At 66.2% G+C, this 14,360-nt stretch carries 12 protein-coding genes; 3 read left to right on the forward strand and 9 right to left on the reverse strand.

The features are described from left to right. Positions 1–24: 24 nt before the first annotated feature. Positions 25–1,683, reverse strand: a complete 1,659-nt coding sequence (locus HNS03_RS15580) for an FAD-dependent oxidoreductase (protein ID WP_367196534.1) — start codon at positions 1,681–1,683, stop codon at positions 25–27. Positions 1,684–1,918: 235 nt separating this feature from the next. After that, positions 1,919–2,620, reverse strand: a complete 702-nt coding sequence (locus HNS03_RS15585; RefSeq protein WP_367196536.1) for an IclR family transcriptional regulator — start codon at positions 2,618–2,620, stop codon at positions 1,919–1,921. 131 nt (positions 2,621–2,751) lie between these two features. Between HNS03_RS15585 and HNS03_RS15590 the strand changes: the two genes are divergently transcribed. Next, on the forward strand, positions 2,752–3,522 hold the full coding sequence (locus tag HNS03_RS15590) for an enoyl-CoA hydratase/isomerase family protein (protein ID WP_367196537.1): 771 nt from the start codon (positions 2,752–2,754) through the stop codon (positions 3,520–3,522). Positions 3,523–3,530: 8 nt separating this feature from the next. Here the strand turns inward: HNS03_RS15590 and dmpG are convergent, their stop codons facing one another. Genes dmpG through HNS03_RS15615 form a run of 5 tightly spaced genes read right to left on the reverse strand, consistent with a single transcriptional unit; the run spans position 3,531 to position 8,140 of the window. After that, on the reverse strand, positions 3,531–4,562 hold the full coding sequence (gene dmpG / locus HNS03_RS15595; RefSeq protein ID WP_367196539.1) for a 4-hydroxy-2-oxovalerate aldolase: 1,032 nt from the start codon (positions 4,560–4,562) through the stop codon (positions 3,531–3,533). Positions 4,563–4,574: 12 nt separating this feature from the next. Beyond that, positions 4,575–5,501: an acetaldehyde dehydrogenase (acetylating) gene (locus HNS03_RS15600; RefSeq protein ID WP_367196541.1), complete on the reverse strand. Its 927-nt coding sequence runs from the start codon at positions 5,499–5,501 to the stop codon at positions 4,575–4,577. Next, positions 5,498–6,295, reverse strand: coding sequence for a 2-keto-4-pentenoate hydratase (locus tag HNS03_RS15605; RefSeq protein ID WP_367196543.1), 798 nt, complete (start codon positions 6,293–6,295; stop codon positions 5,498–5,500). Before HNS03_RS15605 ends, HNS03_RS15600 begins: the two co-directional genes overlap by 4 nt. Next, a complete protein-coding gene (locus HNS03_RS15610; RefSeq protein WP_367196544.1) occupies positions 6,296–7,162 on the reverse strand; it encodes an alpha/beta fold hydrolase in 867 nt (288 codons plus the stop codon). A gap of 45 nt (positions 7,163–7,207) precedes the next feature. Next, the gene (locus HNS03_RS15615) at positions 7,208–8,140 is read right to left on the reverse strand and encodes a 3-carboxyethylcatechol 2,3-dioxygenase (RefSeq protein ID WP_367196546.1); all 933 of its coding nucleotides are present in this window, start codon (positions 8,138–8,140) and stop codon (positions 7,208–7,210) included. Between the two features lie 307 nt (positions 8,141–8,447). Here HNS03_RS15615 and HNS03_RS15620 point away from each other — a divergent pair, with 307 nt between their 5' ends. After that, a complete protein-coding gene (locus HNS03_RS15620; protein ID WP_367196547.1) occupies positions 8,448–9,479 on the forward strand; it encodes a TRAP transporter substrate-binding protein in 1,032 nt (343 codons plus the stop codon). Positions 9,480–9,518: 39 nt separating this feature from the next. Next, positions 9,519–11,459: a TRAP transporter large permease subunit gene (locus tag HNS03_RS15625; RefSeq protein WP_367196548.1), complete on the forward strand. Its 1,941-nt coding sequence runs from the start codon at positions 9,519–9,521 to the stop codon at positions 11,457–11,459. Between the two features lie 36 nt (positions 11,460–11,495). On the opposite strand, the gene HNS03_RS15630 is transcribed toward HNS03_RS15625, so the two are convergent. Beyond that, a complete protein-coding gene (locus HNS03_RS15630; RefSeq protein WP_367196549.1) occupies positions 11,496–12,716 on the reverse strand; it encodes a glycosyltransferase in 1,221 nt (406 codons plus the stop codon). Then, the gene (locus HNS03_RS15635) at positions 12,713–14,317 is read right to left on the reverse strand and encodes a trehalase family glycosidase (protein WP_367196551.1); all 1,605 of its coding nucleotides are present in this window, start codon (positions 14,315–14,317) and stop codon (positions 12,713–12,715) included. The genes HNS03_RS15630 and HNS03_RS15635 overlap by 4 nt, the downstream gene beginning before the upstream one ends. Between the last annotated feature and the right edge of the window lie 43 nt (positions 14,318–14,360).

Genomic DNA, 14,360 nt, shown 5'->3' on the forward strand with positions numbered 1-14,360 from the left:
GTGCCTGGGCGGTAATGGCTGCCGTTACCATTGGAACGACCGTCCCGTGGCGGCGGTGTGGCCGGCGCGAAAGCCCCAGGTCATGGCGGGGCCGATGGTGCCACCCGCTCCGCCGTAAGCCTTTCCGGTCGCGCCGGCCATGGCGTTTCCGGCCGCATAGAGGCCGCGCACCGAACCGCCGCTGACATGCTGGACCAGGCCGTCGCGGTCCACGCGGGGTCCGCCCTTCGTTCCCATCGCGCCGATGGTCATGGGGACGGCGTAGTAAGGGCCTTCATCGAGCGGTCCGAGCGTGCGGCCGGCGAGCGTGTCGGCCTTGTCGTCGCCCCACCAGCCGTCATAGGCGCTCTGGCCGCGCCCGAACTCCGGATCGTATCCCCGGGCGACCGACTTGTTCCAATTTTCGACGGTTGTTGAAAGACCCGCCGGATCGATGCCGCTGGCGGTGGCGAGTTCTTCGACGGTTTCTCCCCTGAAGAACCAGTTCGGGGCCTGTCCTCCGGGCTCCACGCTCAGAAAGCCGTAGCGCTTCAGATGCTGAGCATCGAACACCATCCAGGCGGGGTCGTTCACGTAGCCCTCGCGGGGATCGAGATAGTGGAACGCGCCGCCCATCGAATTGTAGTCGCACGCCTCGTTGACGAAGCGGCGGCCCAGCCGGTTGACCATGATGCAGCGCGGACGCGTGCGCTCTAACCGCACGCTGCGAGCGCGCGGTTGGCCATTGAAGGTGTCGCCCGGGATCTTGATCACCGGAACCCACCAGGCCTCTCCCATGTTGCCGAGGGCCGCGCCATGGGCCATGGCCATGCGCAGGCCGTCGCCGGTGTTGGCGGGCGGCGACACTGGGCCGTGCATGGGCCCGCGCAGGAAATCGCCGACAAGGTCGCGATCCCATTCGAACCCGCCGGTGGCCAGGATCACGCCGCGGCTCGCCCGCAGCCGCCGCTCCCCGGAAGGCTCGGCGAGGACGACCCCGACGATCCCGTCCGGGCCGGCCACGAGTTCTAAGGCGCGCGACTGCAGCCGGGGTTCGACACCGAGGTCGAGCAGCCCTTTCAGGAGACCGGCAACAAGCGCTGTGCCTGCGACGCAGACGTCGCCCTCTTCCGCGTTCGCCGCGGCATCGAGCCGGGCCCGCGTCTCCGCGTCGAAGCCGACATTGCTGAAATCGGGCGGAAACGATGTGATGCGGTCGCCCCACGCGCCGAGTCGATCGAGCGGGTAGGGCGCGGGGCCGAGCGAGCGTCCGCCGGTTGCCTTCCCGCCCGGCAGTTCGGGCTTGTAGTCGGGAAAGCCGTCGGCAATGCGGAATTTGAGCTCGCTGTGGGCCTCGACGAAGTCGAGCATGTGCGGCGCGGTGCGGACATAGGTCTCGACCAGCGCCTCGTCCATCGACCCGAGCGCCTGGGCGCGCAGATACTGCAGAGCATCCTCGACGGGCAGGTCGATATTCGGCGCCCGATCGTGCGCCGGCACCCAGGCAATGCCCCCGGAAACGGCGGTTGTCCCGCCGACGGTGGCGGCCTTCTCGCACACCGCAACGCGCGCGCCGTTGGCAGCCGCCGCCAGCGCCGCGGTCAAGCCGGCCGCGCCGGTACCCAGGACGATGACGTCGACCTCATCGTCCCAGCCGAGGGACCCATTGGAGACAGGTGAGGGATTGCCGTTCTGGCCTGCCATCGATGTCCCTCCTCCCTGGGACTTGGCCTTCGTTCGAAGGCTCAATTTATATGTGCGTTTTTCGCACGTATTTGTTCGCTAATTGCATCAAATAAACGAAATGGCCTTGATCCTGTCAAGACGCCGGCGCGCCCGGCGCCGGCCTGTTGCCGCGCTGTTCACCAGGTGCACATGCGCGCCGACGCCCGACAGGCGGGGTCGGATGTGCGATCGCGGTCGGACAGATGGATGATGGTCAGTCGAACAGGGCCGCCAGGCGTTCGGCGGCGACGAGGGCGGCCGCCAGTCCGCCTTCCACGACGTCCTTGCGATGCGAAATCAGGTTGATACACATCGGCGGAAGCGCCTGGGAGTGCCGGACCAGAACGGCCAATCCGTAGGTGTTGGGCTCGATCTCGCCGTGGGTCAGAACCCACCCGCGACTGCGGGCAAGCTTCACCGCTTCACGCTCGCCCGGACGCGGCGGCATGGTTGCCAGAAGGGCCAGGCCGGCCGCACCCCGGTCGAGCGGGTAGCGGCTGCCTTCGTGGAAGGAGAGCTGGTAGGAAACGTTTCTCGGCACGATGACCGCGACGGCAACCTGCTCTTCGCCCTCCGCCACCAGCAGGGAAACCGTGAGGCGCAGATCGTCGGCGAGGTTGCGGAGGATCGGGAGGCAAATGCCGCGCAGGTTGCGCTCGAAGGACGCGCCGAGGGCGGCGAGGCCGGCGGCGGGGTGATAGCCGCCGTCCTCGGCGCGCGCCACCAGATGGAACTGAACCAGCGTATTCAGTAGGCGATAGGCGATGGTCCGGTGCACGCCCAGCTGTGACGCGACCTGTTGAACGGACAAGGGCTCCGGCGAGGCAGCGATGAGCTGCAAGGCGCGCAGTCCTCGCGCCAGGGTCTGCGATCCGGCGCCGGTTGCTTCCTTTTCGCGGCCGCCCTTGTCCTTCATCTCGTTCCAACCCGCCGAAGCCATTTCAATCGTGTCACGCGCCTTGACACCCTACATTCGTACGCCAAAGGTGAGCGTATATAGATCATAGGTGTGCGGAATTTGCACACATCTTCTCGGGAGGCGGGACCATGAATGACTATCGGAGCTTCGACGCCCTGCAGTTCGACCGGCCCGCCGACGGCGTCCTGCGTGTCACGCTGGACGCACCGAACGCAAACGCGGTCAGCCCGGCCATGCACCGCGATCTCGCCGCGTTCTGGCCCATTGCCGACAGGGATGAAAGCGTTCGCGCCGTACTGTTGCGCGGCGCGGGCGACAGCCTGTCCGCCGGGGGGAGTTCGGAGACACTGGATGGCTTGGTTTCGGATTACGCGACCCGCACGCGCGTGATGGGAGAGGCGCGCGATCTGGTCAACAATATCGTCGGCTTTTCCAAGCCGTTCGTCTCCACCCTGCACGGCCGCTCCGCCGGTGCCGCGCTCGCCGCGGCGCTGCTCGCAGACGTGTCGGTGGCGGCGCGCTCGGCCACGATCCTGGATCGGCACACGCGGCTCGGCATCGCCGCTGGCGACCATGCCGTGATCTGCTGGCCGCTGCACGTGTCCATGGCGAAGGCGAAATATCATCTGCTGGTGGGCGAGCCCGTGGACGGCGCGGAAGCGGAGCGCATCGGGCTGGTTTCGCTCTGCGTCGACGATGCAGAGGTCCACGTGCGGTCGCTGGACGTTGCGGTCACTCTGGCCGATGCCCCGCCGACAGCCACGCGCTGGACCAAGCAGTCGCTGAATGCATGGTATCGCGCGATGGCTCCGGCCTTCGACGCCTCGCTCGCGCTGGAGTTCTATGGCTTCGCGGGACCGGAAATCCGCGACGCGGTGGGAGATCGCTCGAAGGGCTGAGCTGGATCTTAGCCGGCCCTCTCGGCCTTAGCCAGATCGAGCGCGACGTCGACGATCATATCCTCCTGGCCACCGACCATGGCGCGCCGTCCGAGCTCGACCAGAATGTCGGTCGTTGGAATTCCATAGTCGTCGGACGCCTTTTCGGCGTGGCGCAGGAAGCTCGAATAGACGCCGGCATAGCCCAGCACCAGGCTTTCGCGGTCGACCCGTACCGGCCGGTCCATCAGAGGGCGCACGAGCTGATCGGCGGCGGAGGCGAGCTTCACGAAATCGCAGGCGATCTTCAGGCCGAGCCGATCGAACACGGCGACCAGTGCTTCGATCGGGGCGTTGCCCGCGCCGGCGCCCAATCCGGCCAGCGAACCGTCGACGCGCACCGCGCCCGCGCGCACGCCGGCCACGGCGTTGGCCACGCCGTGATGCAGGTTTTCGTGGGTGTGGATGCCGACCTCGGTTTCTGGCTTGAGGCCGCCGCGCAGTGCGTTAACGCGCGCAGACACGTCGTCGGGCAGCATCGCGCCCGCGCTGTCGACGACGTAGACGCACTCCGCCCCGTAGCTTTCCATTAGCCGGGCCTGCTCCAGAAGGGCTGCCGGCTCGATCATGTGGCTCATCATCAGGAAGCAGGCGGTGTCGTAGCCGAGATCGCGGGCGACCTTGATGTGCTGGCGCGACACGTCGGCCTCCGTGCAGTGCGTGGCGATCCGCACCGACGCGGCGCCCGCCTTGCGGGCGTCTTCCAGGTCGCGTGCAAGCCCGATGCCCGGCACCAGCAGCACGGTGATGCGCGCGGTCTTGGCGACATCCGCTGCCGCTTCGATCCAATCCAGATCGGAGTGGCTGCCGAAGCCGTAGGTAAAGGACGAGCCGGAGAGCCCGTCGCCGTGCGTCACCTCGATCGCGTCGACCCCGGCGTCGTCGAGGGCGGCAACGATCTCGCGCAGCCTGTCGAGGTCCATGCGGTGGCGGAGGGCATGCATACCATCCCGCAGGGAGACGTCCTGAATGTAGACCCGGCTTTTGTCGACGATGGCCATGGCAAATTTCTCCTAACCCGCGCGGCCCGCGGCCCAATGCTCGGCGACGGCCTTCGCCGACGAGGTCATGATGTCGAGATTGCCGGCATAGGCCGGGAAATAGTCGCCCGCCCCCTCCACCTCGAGAAAGATCGACGTCTTCAGCCCGGAGACCTCGCCGATCCCGGAAATCCGGACCGGTGCGTTGTCGCCGATCCGTTCGAACTGGACGTCCTGTTTCAGGCGGTAGCCGGGGACGTAGTCCTGAACCCGCTCGATCATGTCGGCCACAGAGGCGCGGATCCGCCCCTCGTCGCCACCCTGCGACAGCGTAAAGATGCTGTCGCGCATGATCATGGGCGGCTCGGCGGGGTTGAGGATGATGATGGCCTTGCCGCGCTCGGCCCCGCCAACCACCTCGATCGCGCGCGCGGTGGTCTGGGTGAACTCGTCGATGTTGGCGCGCGTGCCGGGGCCGGCTGAACGCGAGGAGACGGACGCTACGATCTCGCCATAGATCAGGCGGTCGACCGCACGGCGCACGGCGTAGACCATCGGCACTGTCGCCTGGCCGCCACAGGTCACCATGTTGACCGCAGCGGCCTCGCCGTGGTCGGAGATGTCCACCGCCGGGACGATGTAGGGGCCGATCGCCGCCGGCGTCAGATCGATCACATGCTTGCCGTCGGCCACCAGCACGGGATGGTGGGCCTCATGCGCCTTGGCCGACGTTGCATCCATCACGATGGCGATCTCGGGATAGCTCGGCAGCCGCCTCAGCCCGTCGAGGCCTTCATGGGTGGTGGCGATTCCGAGCGCAGCGGCCCGCTTGAGGCCGTCGGAGTCCGGATCGATGCCGACCATCGCGGCGACCTCGAGCCGGTCCGATCCGTTGACGATCTTCAGCATCAGGTCGGTTCCGATGTTCCCGGATCCGATGATGGCGACCTTCTGCTTCATTGGTCCTGCGCTCCTTCGCCGAAGGCAATCTGAAAAGGCTCGAAGCCTTGGATCTCGATGGAGAAAACGTCCCCGGCCGCGACCGGGATCATGGGCCCGAGCGCGCCGGACAGGACGATGTCGCCTTCGTCCAACGGGCGGCCGAGGGTCGCCATCTTGCGTGCAAGCCAAAGCGTCGCCGCCAAGGGGTGGCCAAGGCAGGCCGCCCCAACGCCCAGGGATTCCGCTACTCCGTTCCGCGACAGGATGGCTCCGCCCAGCCGCAGGTCGACGTCCGTGATGCGACGTGGGCTGGTTCCGAGTGCAAAACCGCCGCCCGACGCGTTGTCGGCGATGGTGTCGACAAGCCGGATGTCCCAATTCGCAACGGCGCTGTCGACGATCTCCAAAGCGGGCAGGGCATAGGCGACGGACCGCATGAGATCGGTCATCGACGCTTGCGGATCGCTCACGGCACGCTCCATTACGAAGGCGACTTCCGCCTCCGCTCGCGGCTGCATGAAGCGCGAGATCGGCACCGCGTCGCCGCCGCTGAAGCCATAGTCGGCCCACAGCACGCCATAGTCCGGCTCGTTTACCCCGATCTGTGCCTGAACGGCTTTCGAGGTGAGGCCGATCTTGCGTCCGACCATCCGCCGGCCAGCGCTGAGCCAGCGCTCGGTGTTGCGGTCCTGGACCGCCTGTGCCTCGGCGACGGTCGTAAGCCCCATCGTCTCGCGGGGCGGGGCGACCTGCTTGAGATGGGTGCGCGCCTCGAAAAGGCTTTCTGCGATTCGTTCGACGTTTGCGGTCATTCAAGCGCCCAGCAAAAAGTCGAGGTGGATTCGATTGAAGGTCTCCGGATCCTCGAATTGCGGCCAATGTCCGCATTCGTTCATCACGACGTAGTGCGCGCCGGGGATTTTTTCTGAGATCTTCTTGCCTTCTTCCGGGGTCGCCGTCGGGTCGTGGCTGGTCCATAGCACCAGCGTCGGCGCCTTGATCGATTGGCTTTCCGCGTCCGTGATCATGTTGCGGCGGCGGATGTCCATTTCCTGCAGGCAGAGAATGCGCTCCATGGCCTCCGCGAAGCCGGGCTGGGCGTAGATTGCGCGTCGGGTTTCGACCAGGTCGTCGTTGACCATCGACTTGTCGCACATGAGGAATTCCAGCCGCGCGCGGATCCGTTCGGGGTTCGGATCCTGCACCGCCTCGCGCGACAGACGCTTGATCTGCTCCATGACGTTTGGATGGGCGGTCCAGCCGCCCGACGTATTGAGCACCAGCCGGTCGACCATCTCAGGATGGCGAATGGCGAGCCAGGCGGCCACCCAGCCACCGAGCGACTCGCCGGAAACGTGCGCGTGCTCGCGGCCGAGCGCTTTGATGACGTTGCGGAGATGGGTTCCGTAGTCCTCGATCTCGTAGGCGATGTCCGGCTTGTCCGACCAGCCGTGCCCGACGAGGTCGATGGCAAAGGTCCAGAAATGCTCGCCGTGGGCCGCCAGGTTCCGGCTATAGGCCTCCGCGTGGCCTCCGGTGCCGTGGATCAGGATGAGAAGCGGCTTGTCCGGCGTTCCCGAAGACAGATAGCGCGTCTTGATCCCACCAGCGTCCAGGAAGCCCTGGCAAAAAGGCACGTTCGTCAGGTCCGACCAGATTGACTGGTGGTGCCACGTCATCTCCATCTCCTCTTGTTGTTTTATGAGCATTTCGAACGCCCGGTTTCAGGCGGCCGTGGCGCGGATCATGCCCATCCCGGCGATCCACTCGCTGATGGGCTCGTAGAACAGCTCCTCCGCCCGGTAGCCGTCGCCGAGTGCGGCGAGCGCGGCGAACCAGGTGCGAATCTCGTGACCGCCCCTTCCGCCGGTGCCGGTGATCTCCTCGTCCGGCGAGGAATCCAGGACGTCGAGATTGCGCGTCAGGAAGGCGTCCAGGAGCATGCGATCCCAGCTTGGATCGAGCGGGAGCAGGGGCGAGGTGCCGGCCGCCATCGCGCGGCCTTCCTCCGCCGCACGGGTTTCGCGCGCGGCGCGCTGCTCGGCATCGAGTTCGCCGCCGTCGATCAGGCGGGCGCGGATCTCCGGCGTGGCGGTCGCGAGCGAGGGCATCGGCGGATCGTGAGACAAGCCGCCGGACCCGACGATGAGGACACGTTCCGGCGTCGCCCGCGCCCAGTTGCCGACGGCGCGGCCCAGGGCCCGCACCCGCGCGAATGTCGGACGGGGTTCGGCCGCACAATTGATGAAAACCGGGATGACGCGAGAAATGTCGTGTCTTGCCGACAGAAGCTCCATCGGCTGGGCCGCCCCATGATCCACCTCCATACGATAGGAGATGGCCGCGTCGACACCTTGCTCCAACACCGACCGGGCCATCTCCATCGCCCGCTCCTGCGGGATCTCCAACGCGCCGGCGCGTGTGCCATAGTCGCCGATGGAACGACCTTCGATTCCGATGCAAAAGGACGGCAGGAGATTGTAGAAAAAGCCGTTGAGATGGTCGGGATAGAAGAGAACGGTAAGCTCCGGCTCAAGCTGGGCGACGAAGCCGGCCGCCTTGTCCAAGGCCGCGCCGAAACGCTCTTCGACGCGTGGCTGGGCGCGGTTGGTCTCAATCAGCGGGCTGTGGGAAATGCAGACCGATCCCACGATCATGGTGGCGTTCTCCCTCCTTCTGCCGGCTGCTGGTCGTTTGTGCCTGCCGACGCGTCTTTGGCAGCGGCGTGGATGGCACCGCAGAATTGCGGGAGAGGATGGAAAGGCGCAGGCTTAGCGGCAACCGGGCACGGCTGAAGTGTTCGCCAAGAGAACAGGTTCTCTAGCGATACAGGTGCTCAACCGACCGGCGAAGGTATGTTCACCAAGAGAACAGTCGCAAATCCGAATTTGCGCCGCCGGCCGATTTACAAAATCCTTCCAGAAAAGCGGCCGTGGGATCGGTCAGCTCAAGGAGGAAACAAAAATGGCGGAATTGAACGGCATCACTCGTCGCGCTGCGCTGGCCATGGTGGGAGCGGCCGCGGCCGTTGGCATGCTGGCGCAGCCCGCCATTGCCGAGCCGACCACGCTTCGCTTCGGCACCTTCGTCGGCCCGACATCCTTCCTCAACACCGATATCTTCGTGCCTTGGTTCGAACAGATCGAGGAGGCAAGCGACGGCACGGTGAAGATCGAATTTCTGTCGGGCGGTTCGGCTGCGAAGCCGCAGGAAGTAATCGATGCGGTCAAGGCCGGCCTCATCGACATCGGCTGGAGCATCACGGCCTACAATCCCGGACGCTTCAACGCCGCCGGCGTGTCCGAGCTGCCGATCCTGACGCAGAACCCGGCCGAAGGCTCGGCGGGAATGGCCGCCCTCTTGGACGCCGATATGCTGGACGGGTTCGACGGCGTGAAGGTGCTCGGCGTGGGTACCACCGATGTCGGCCGGCTCCATCATGCCGAGCTGGTCGATGGATTGGATGCCTTTCAGGGGGCCAAGGTGCGGGCCGCGGGGCGGGTCCTATCGGCGATGCTTAAGGAGATCGGCGCCACGCCGGTCGGTATGCCCATCACCTCGGTTGCCGAAAGTCTCTCCAAGCACATCGTCGACGGGGCCGTGGCCGATTGGTTCTCGTTGGAAGGATTCCGCCTCATCGATGTGACCAAGACCCATCTCGATTTGGCGATGGGTGCGCCGGCCATGTATCTGGCGATGAATCCGGCGCGTTACGATCAGCTTCCGGATGCGGCCAAAGCGGCTTTCGAGGCCAATCCGCCGGCTGCCTTTGCCGAGTTCTGGGGAAGCCGGCTGGCGAAAAAGAGCGCTGCCACGCGAGACGAGGTGGCCGCCACCGAAGGCCACCGCATGCTGGAGCCCACGGAAGCGGAAAACGCTGAATGGCAGGCGGCGGCAGACGGCGTGATCGCGGATTGGATCGCCAACAACGAAAACGGCCAGGCGGTCGTCGATACCTATAGTGAGGCGGTATCGTCCTATCGCGCATCCCATTGATGTGCGCGAATGACGGGCATAAGGCCCGCGCGAACCGCGGTGTCTAGCGTCGGTCCCGCCCCTGTGCCGCAGGAACGCTCCGTTGCGCACCGTGCATCGGGCGGACAAGGATTTGCCGGCCTTGTTCGCCTGATCCCGGCTGCCGCCGGTTACGTTGCCGGCGGGGCGTTGCTGATCGTGGCGCTGACGATCACCTTGGACGTCACGCTGCGATGGTTGGTGTCGCGGCCGATTACCGGCCTGTTCGAGCTTTCGGAACTCGCTTTCGCCGCCATTATGGCCCTGTCCTTCGCCTACGCGACCGACAGGCGGGCTCATGTCGCGCTGGAGCTGGGCGGTAGTCTGCTGGGCAGGCCGGTCGGGCTCAGGGCGCTCGCGAGCCTTCTCACCGCGGCGGTGTTTGCCGGTTTCGTCTGGCTCACGTGGAGCTATGCCTCGGCGAAGCTTGCCTATGGCGAGACCACGCTCGTGCTGGGCCTGCCGATCGGCCCGTTCTGGTATGCCATCGCCGCCCTGATGGCCGTCAGCTTCGTGGCGGCGGCACGCGTCGCGGTGATCGACGCGGCGGCGTTCGTGCGCGCTCCCGCCTCGGCCCGCGTGTCGGACATGCTTGCGCCGGCCCTGCTCGTGGCGGCTTGTGCAGGGCTCGGCGCCTTCCTGATCACGCTCCACGGCGAGCTCGGGCCGCTGCAGAAGCTCGGCCTCGGCTTCGCCATGCTTTACCTGATGGCGCTCGCCAAGGTGCCACTCGGCATCGCGTTGACGACGGTCGGTTTCGTCGGAAGCTATGCCCTGCTCGGCGTGAACTCGGCGAGCCTGATCGTCACCAACAGCCTGACGAGTTCCTTGGCGAATGCCGACCTCGCTGCGTTGCCGCTGTTCCTCCTGATGGGCAATCTCGCGATCTCGGCGGGATTTGCAGACGATATCTTCGAGGCGGCGAGCTCCCTGTTCGGCCGGTTGCGCGGCGGACACGCGGTCGCTGCGGTCATCGGTTGCGCAGGGTTTGGCGCGATTTCAGGCTCCTCGCTGGCGACCACCGCAACGATTGGCCGGGCCGCCTATGGCGAGATGCGAGCCCGCGGCTACGCCATGGGGCTGTCGACCGGCTCGATCGCGGCGGGCGGTACACTGGGCGCGCTGGTGCCGCCGTCCGTCGTGCTGATCATCTATTGCGTGATTGCGGAGCAATCGATCTCGGAAGCCTTCGTGGCGGCGATCCTGCCGGGCGTACTGGCGACTCTGCTCTATGTGGCGGCCATCATCGTGTCGACCCGGCTGGTCCCGCGCCAGGTGCCTGCGGCCAGCGATGCCGATCGGCTTGCGCCGGGGCGGGTGGCGGCGAAGGCGTGGCGGCCCATGGCGCTGTTCTTGACCGTGCTCGGCGGGCTCTACGGCGGCATCTTCACGGTCCAGGAGGCTGCGGCCGTCGGTGCCGGCCTCGCCTTCCTGTTCTGGCTGGCGTCGGGCAAAGCCACCGCGCGCGGGCTGATGGATGCAACGCGCGACGCCGTGACCAACAGCGGCGCGCTCTACCTGATCCTGATCGGCGCCGGCGCGTTCGGTTCGTTTTTGAATTTGTCGGGCGCCCCTGCGGCCATTTTGGGTACGATCAACCCGGACACGCTGCCGCACTGGCTGGTGCTGGTCCTGCTGGTGGCGATGTATCTGGTCCTCGGCAGCGTGTTCGACACGGTGGCCGCGCTGGTGATCACCGTTCCGTTCGTGATCCCGATCATCCTGCAAATGGATGGAAACCTGATCTGGTGGGGCGTCGTCACGCTGAGCCTGATCGAGATCGGCATGATCACGCCGCCGATCGGGATGAATGTGTTCGTCCTGAAGGGCGTCTTAGGCAGCGAAGTGCCGATCGGCGCGATCTTCCGTGGCGTGCTGCCCTTCCTGATGGCGGACCTGTGCCGCCTTGCGCTTCTGATCAGCTTTCCGGCGATTGCGTTGTGGCTGACCACGGTGGTCTGACGTGTCCGTGAGGGACAAGCCGCGCCGTGATCTCGCTCATGGCCACCGTCCATTGACACTTTTGCGCCGATAGGCGGCGAGCCAGCGACGGAAAGTGTGCTCCCAGGTGAAACCGCTCTCGACATGGCGGCGCGCGCGGCTGCCGATCGTCTCGCGCTCGGTGGCGATGGCGAGGATGTTGCCCGCCATCGCTGCGGCATCGTCCACCGGGCCGAGACGGCCGAGCTCCGGCGGCACGCGCTCCAAGAGCGCGCCGGCTTCGACGCCGACCACCGGCAATCCGGAGGCTTGCGCCTCCAACACCGACAGTCCGAACGTCTCGTGCGGGCCGGCGGTCACGTAGATGTCCGCCGAGGCGAGCAACTCGGCGAAACGGGTTCGATCGACGACGAACGAAAGCAGCCTAAGGCGAGGATGATCGCGTGCCGTCTCGGCAAGCCGGTCGCGCAACGGCCCGTGCCCCATCATCCATAGCCAGATCTTGCGCTGTGCTGGCAGGTGGTCGAGTGCGCGGATCAGGGTCGAGACGTGCTTCTCTGCGGAAAGCCGTCCGGCATAGACCAGGACCAGATCGTCCGGTCCGGCCCCGTGGCGCGTGCGCAGCTCCAGGTTGCGCCGATCGGGGCGGAACAGATCGATATCGACGCCGAGCGGGACGATCTCCACGTCTTGCACGTCATACTCGCGGAGCCGTGCGGCTTGGGCGTCGGAGGCGGCCATCGCCAGATCGGCATGCTGGAAGACCGAGCCGATATAATGCTCAGCGCCGGTCTCCGCGATGTCGGCGAAGCGCTCGCCCAGGGTGCTCAGCGTTTCGCTCACCTCGTCGAACCAATCGTGCATCGCCGCGCGCAAGGGGGCGCCGACATAGGCGTCCGCCACGTCGGTGTGGAAATAGGCGCCGACCAGGCTGGGGCTGCCCGCTCTTCGTCGCTGGTCGCGATAGGCGAACGCGGCCCATGACTCCAGATAGGGGCTTGCGAGTTCGACGATGTCCGGGGCATGGGCCTTAAGCGCCGCCATGATGCGGTCGGGACGGACGAAGGCACGGTAGGTGTCCTGGCCCGGCAAGAGCGGGCTTTCGAGTGTCACCGTGGTGGTTCGCGCGGTCTCCTCCGTTGCGTCGCGGGCACCCGGCACGATCAGGAGGTGGCAGTGGTCGGTCCGTTCGAGAAGAAAGCGGCGTTTGGCATCGACGAAGGTGCGGATCCCGCCGCTGGTCTCGTTGTAGGCGATGGTGAGGTCGCAGAACTTCATGCCGATCGCCGTTGGTCCGGGCTCGTCGTCACGATCGCGACCCGTTCGCCGAATGCGGCGGCAAACGTTGTCTCCGTCTCTCCGTCCACGAGGGTGCCTCTGACTGCGCCCTCCGGCCCGATCCTGAGCGTCAGGCGCAGGTCAGGTGCGGGGAGGCGTAGCGAGAACCGGCGCCCTTCGGCATGCGGTGGGAAGCGAGGTGTGATCGCCAGTTCCCGTTCCGTGCGTTCCAACCCGATCAGGGTGTCGAGCACGAGCGTGTTCACGAGGCCGGACCAGCCGACAAATTCCGTCACCGGCAGTCCGCCGAGGGTCAGGCGCTTCCAAAGATTGCCGCGCTTGCGGGCAAGGGCGTCCACGCCGTGCTGCTCGGGATCGTAGAACTCATGGAAGCGGCCGGTGCGGGCGAAGGTCTGGTAGACCCCGTTGCAGAGGCGGAAGGCGAGATCTGCCGCTTCGGCATGAAAGCCGTAGCGGGTGAGCCCGGCAAGCACGGCATAGGCCGTGTTCAGCCACACCGGGCCGCGCCACATGTCCTTTTCGAAGTCGCGGTCGTTCAGGGCGACGGAGGGCAATGGAATGACGGTGTTGAAGGCGTTCGGATCGACGATGTGCGCGACCAGGCGTTCCGCTCGAGGCCGGTCGGGAATCCCGGCCCAGAGCGGCAGGAGCGAGGCAATGGTGCGGCTTTTCACGAAAGCGCCGGTGTCCGTGTCCCGGTCGAAATAGAGGCCCTCCGCCTCGTCCCAAAGCAGTGCGTTCATGCGCTCGGCGAGCGCGCATGCCTCTGCCTCGAAGGTTTCGGCGGCAGCATCGTCGCCGATGAGGCGCGCGAGGTGGGCAAGCGCTTCCGACTTTAACACCATGTAGGCGGAGAAGTCGGGAGCGGCGAGGCGACAGGTGTCGGCGAGCCGGCTTTCGTCGCGGGAGGAAAAGCGCGGCGCGTTCTCTACGCCGGATTCGTAAGGGTGGGCCCAGGCGAACAGGCCGTTGTCCAGACGCCGGTTCGCCATGAGCCAGTCATGATAGGCCTTCAGCGGTGGGTAGAGGACGCGGGCCCAGGCGCGGGACTGCTCCGGCGGGACGGTGCGCAATAGCTCGGCCAGGGACCAGGCAATGAGCGGCGGCTGGGTAAAGGGTGAGCCGGAGAGATCGCTGACGAAATGCTGCAGCCGGTCGCCCTCCCGCAACATCACGACCGAGCGAAGCACGTCGAAGGCAACCTCCGGGTCCCAACCCTTCCAGATCTGGGCGATAAAGGCGGAATCCCAAAGATAGACCGCACGAAACGAAGGCGCCGGCCGGGCATAGCGGACAGAGGAGAGGGTGTCTGGATTGCGAAGATTGAGGAAGAGGGCGGCATGAATGGCCGCGAAACCCTGCGTCCAGGCGGGGTCGGGTCCGTCCGGACCGTCGACATCGAGCTCTGGCGGCAAGTGGCGGACGCCCTTGGCGTGCAGGAGCGCGGCCTCGACCGGCTCGAGAAAGTGATGGCCTTTGAACACCTTCGACCAGAGCAGAAGGTAGGTGGCGAAGACAAGAAGCCTCCACCCTCGCGCTACGGCGGCGGCGAGCGCGGCGACGCCCCGTCTTACGGCCATAGCCAATAGTCTCCAGCTTCGCCCCATGCGGCCCCGATGGGTG

Origin of the sequence: Amorphus sp. 3PC139-8 (assembly GCF_040750475.1) — a bacterium.
In the GTDB taxonomy this organism is placed as follows: domain Bacteria; phylum Pseudomonadota; class Alphaproteobacteria; order Rhizobiales; family Amorphaceae; genus Amorphus.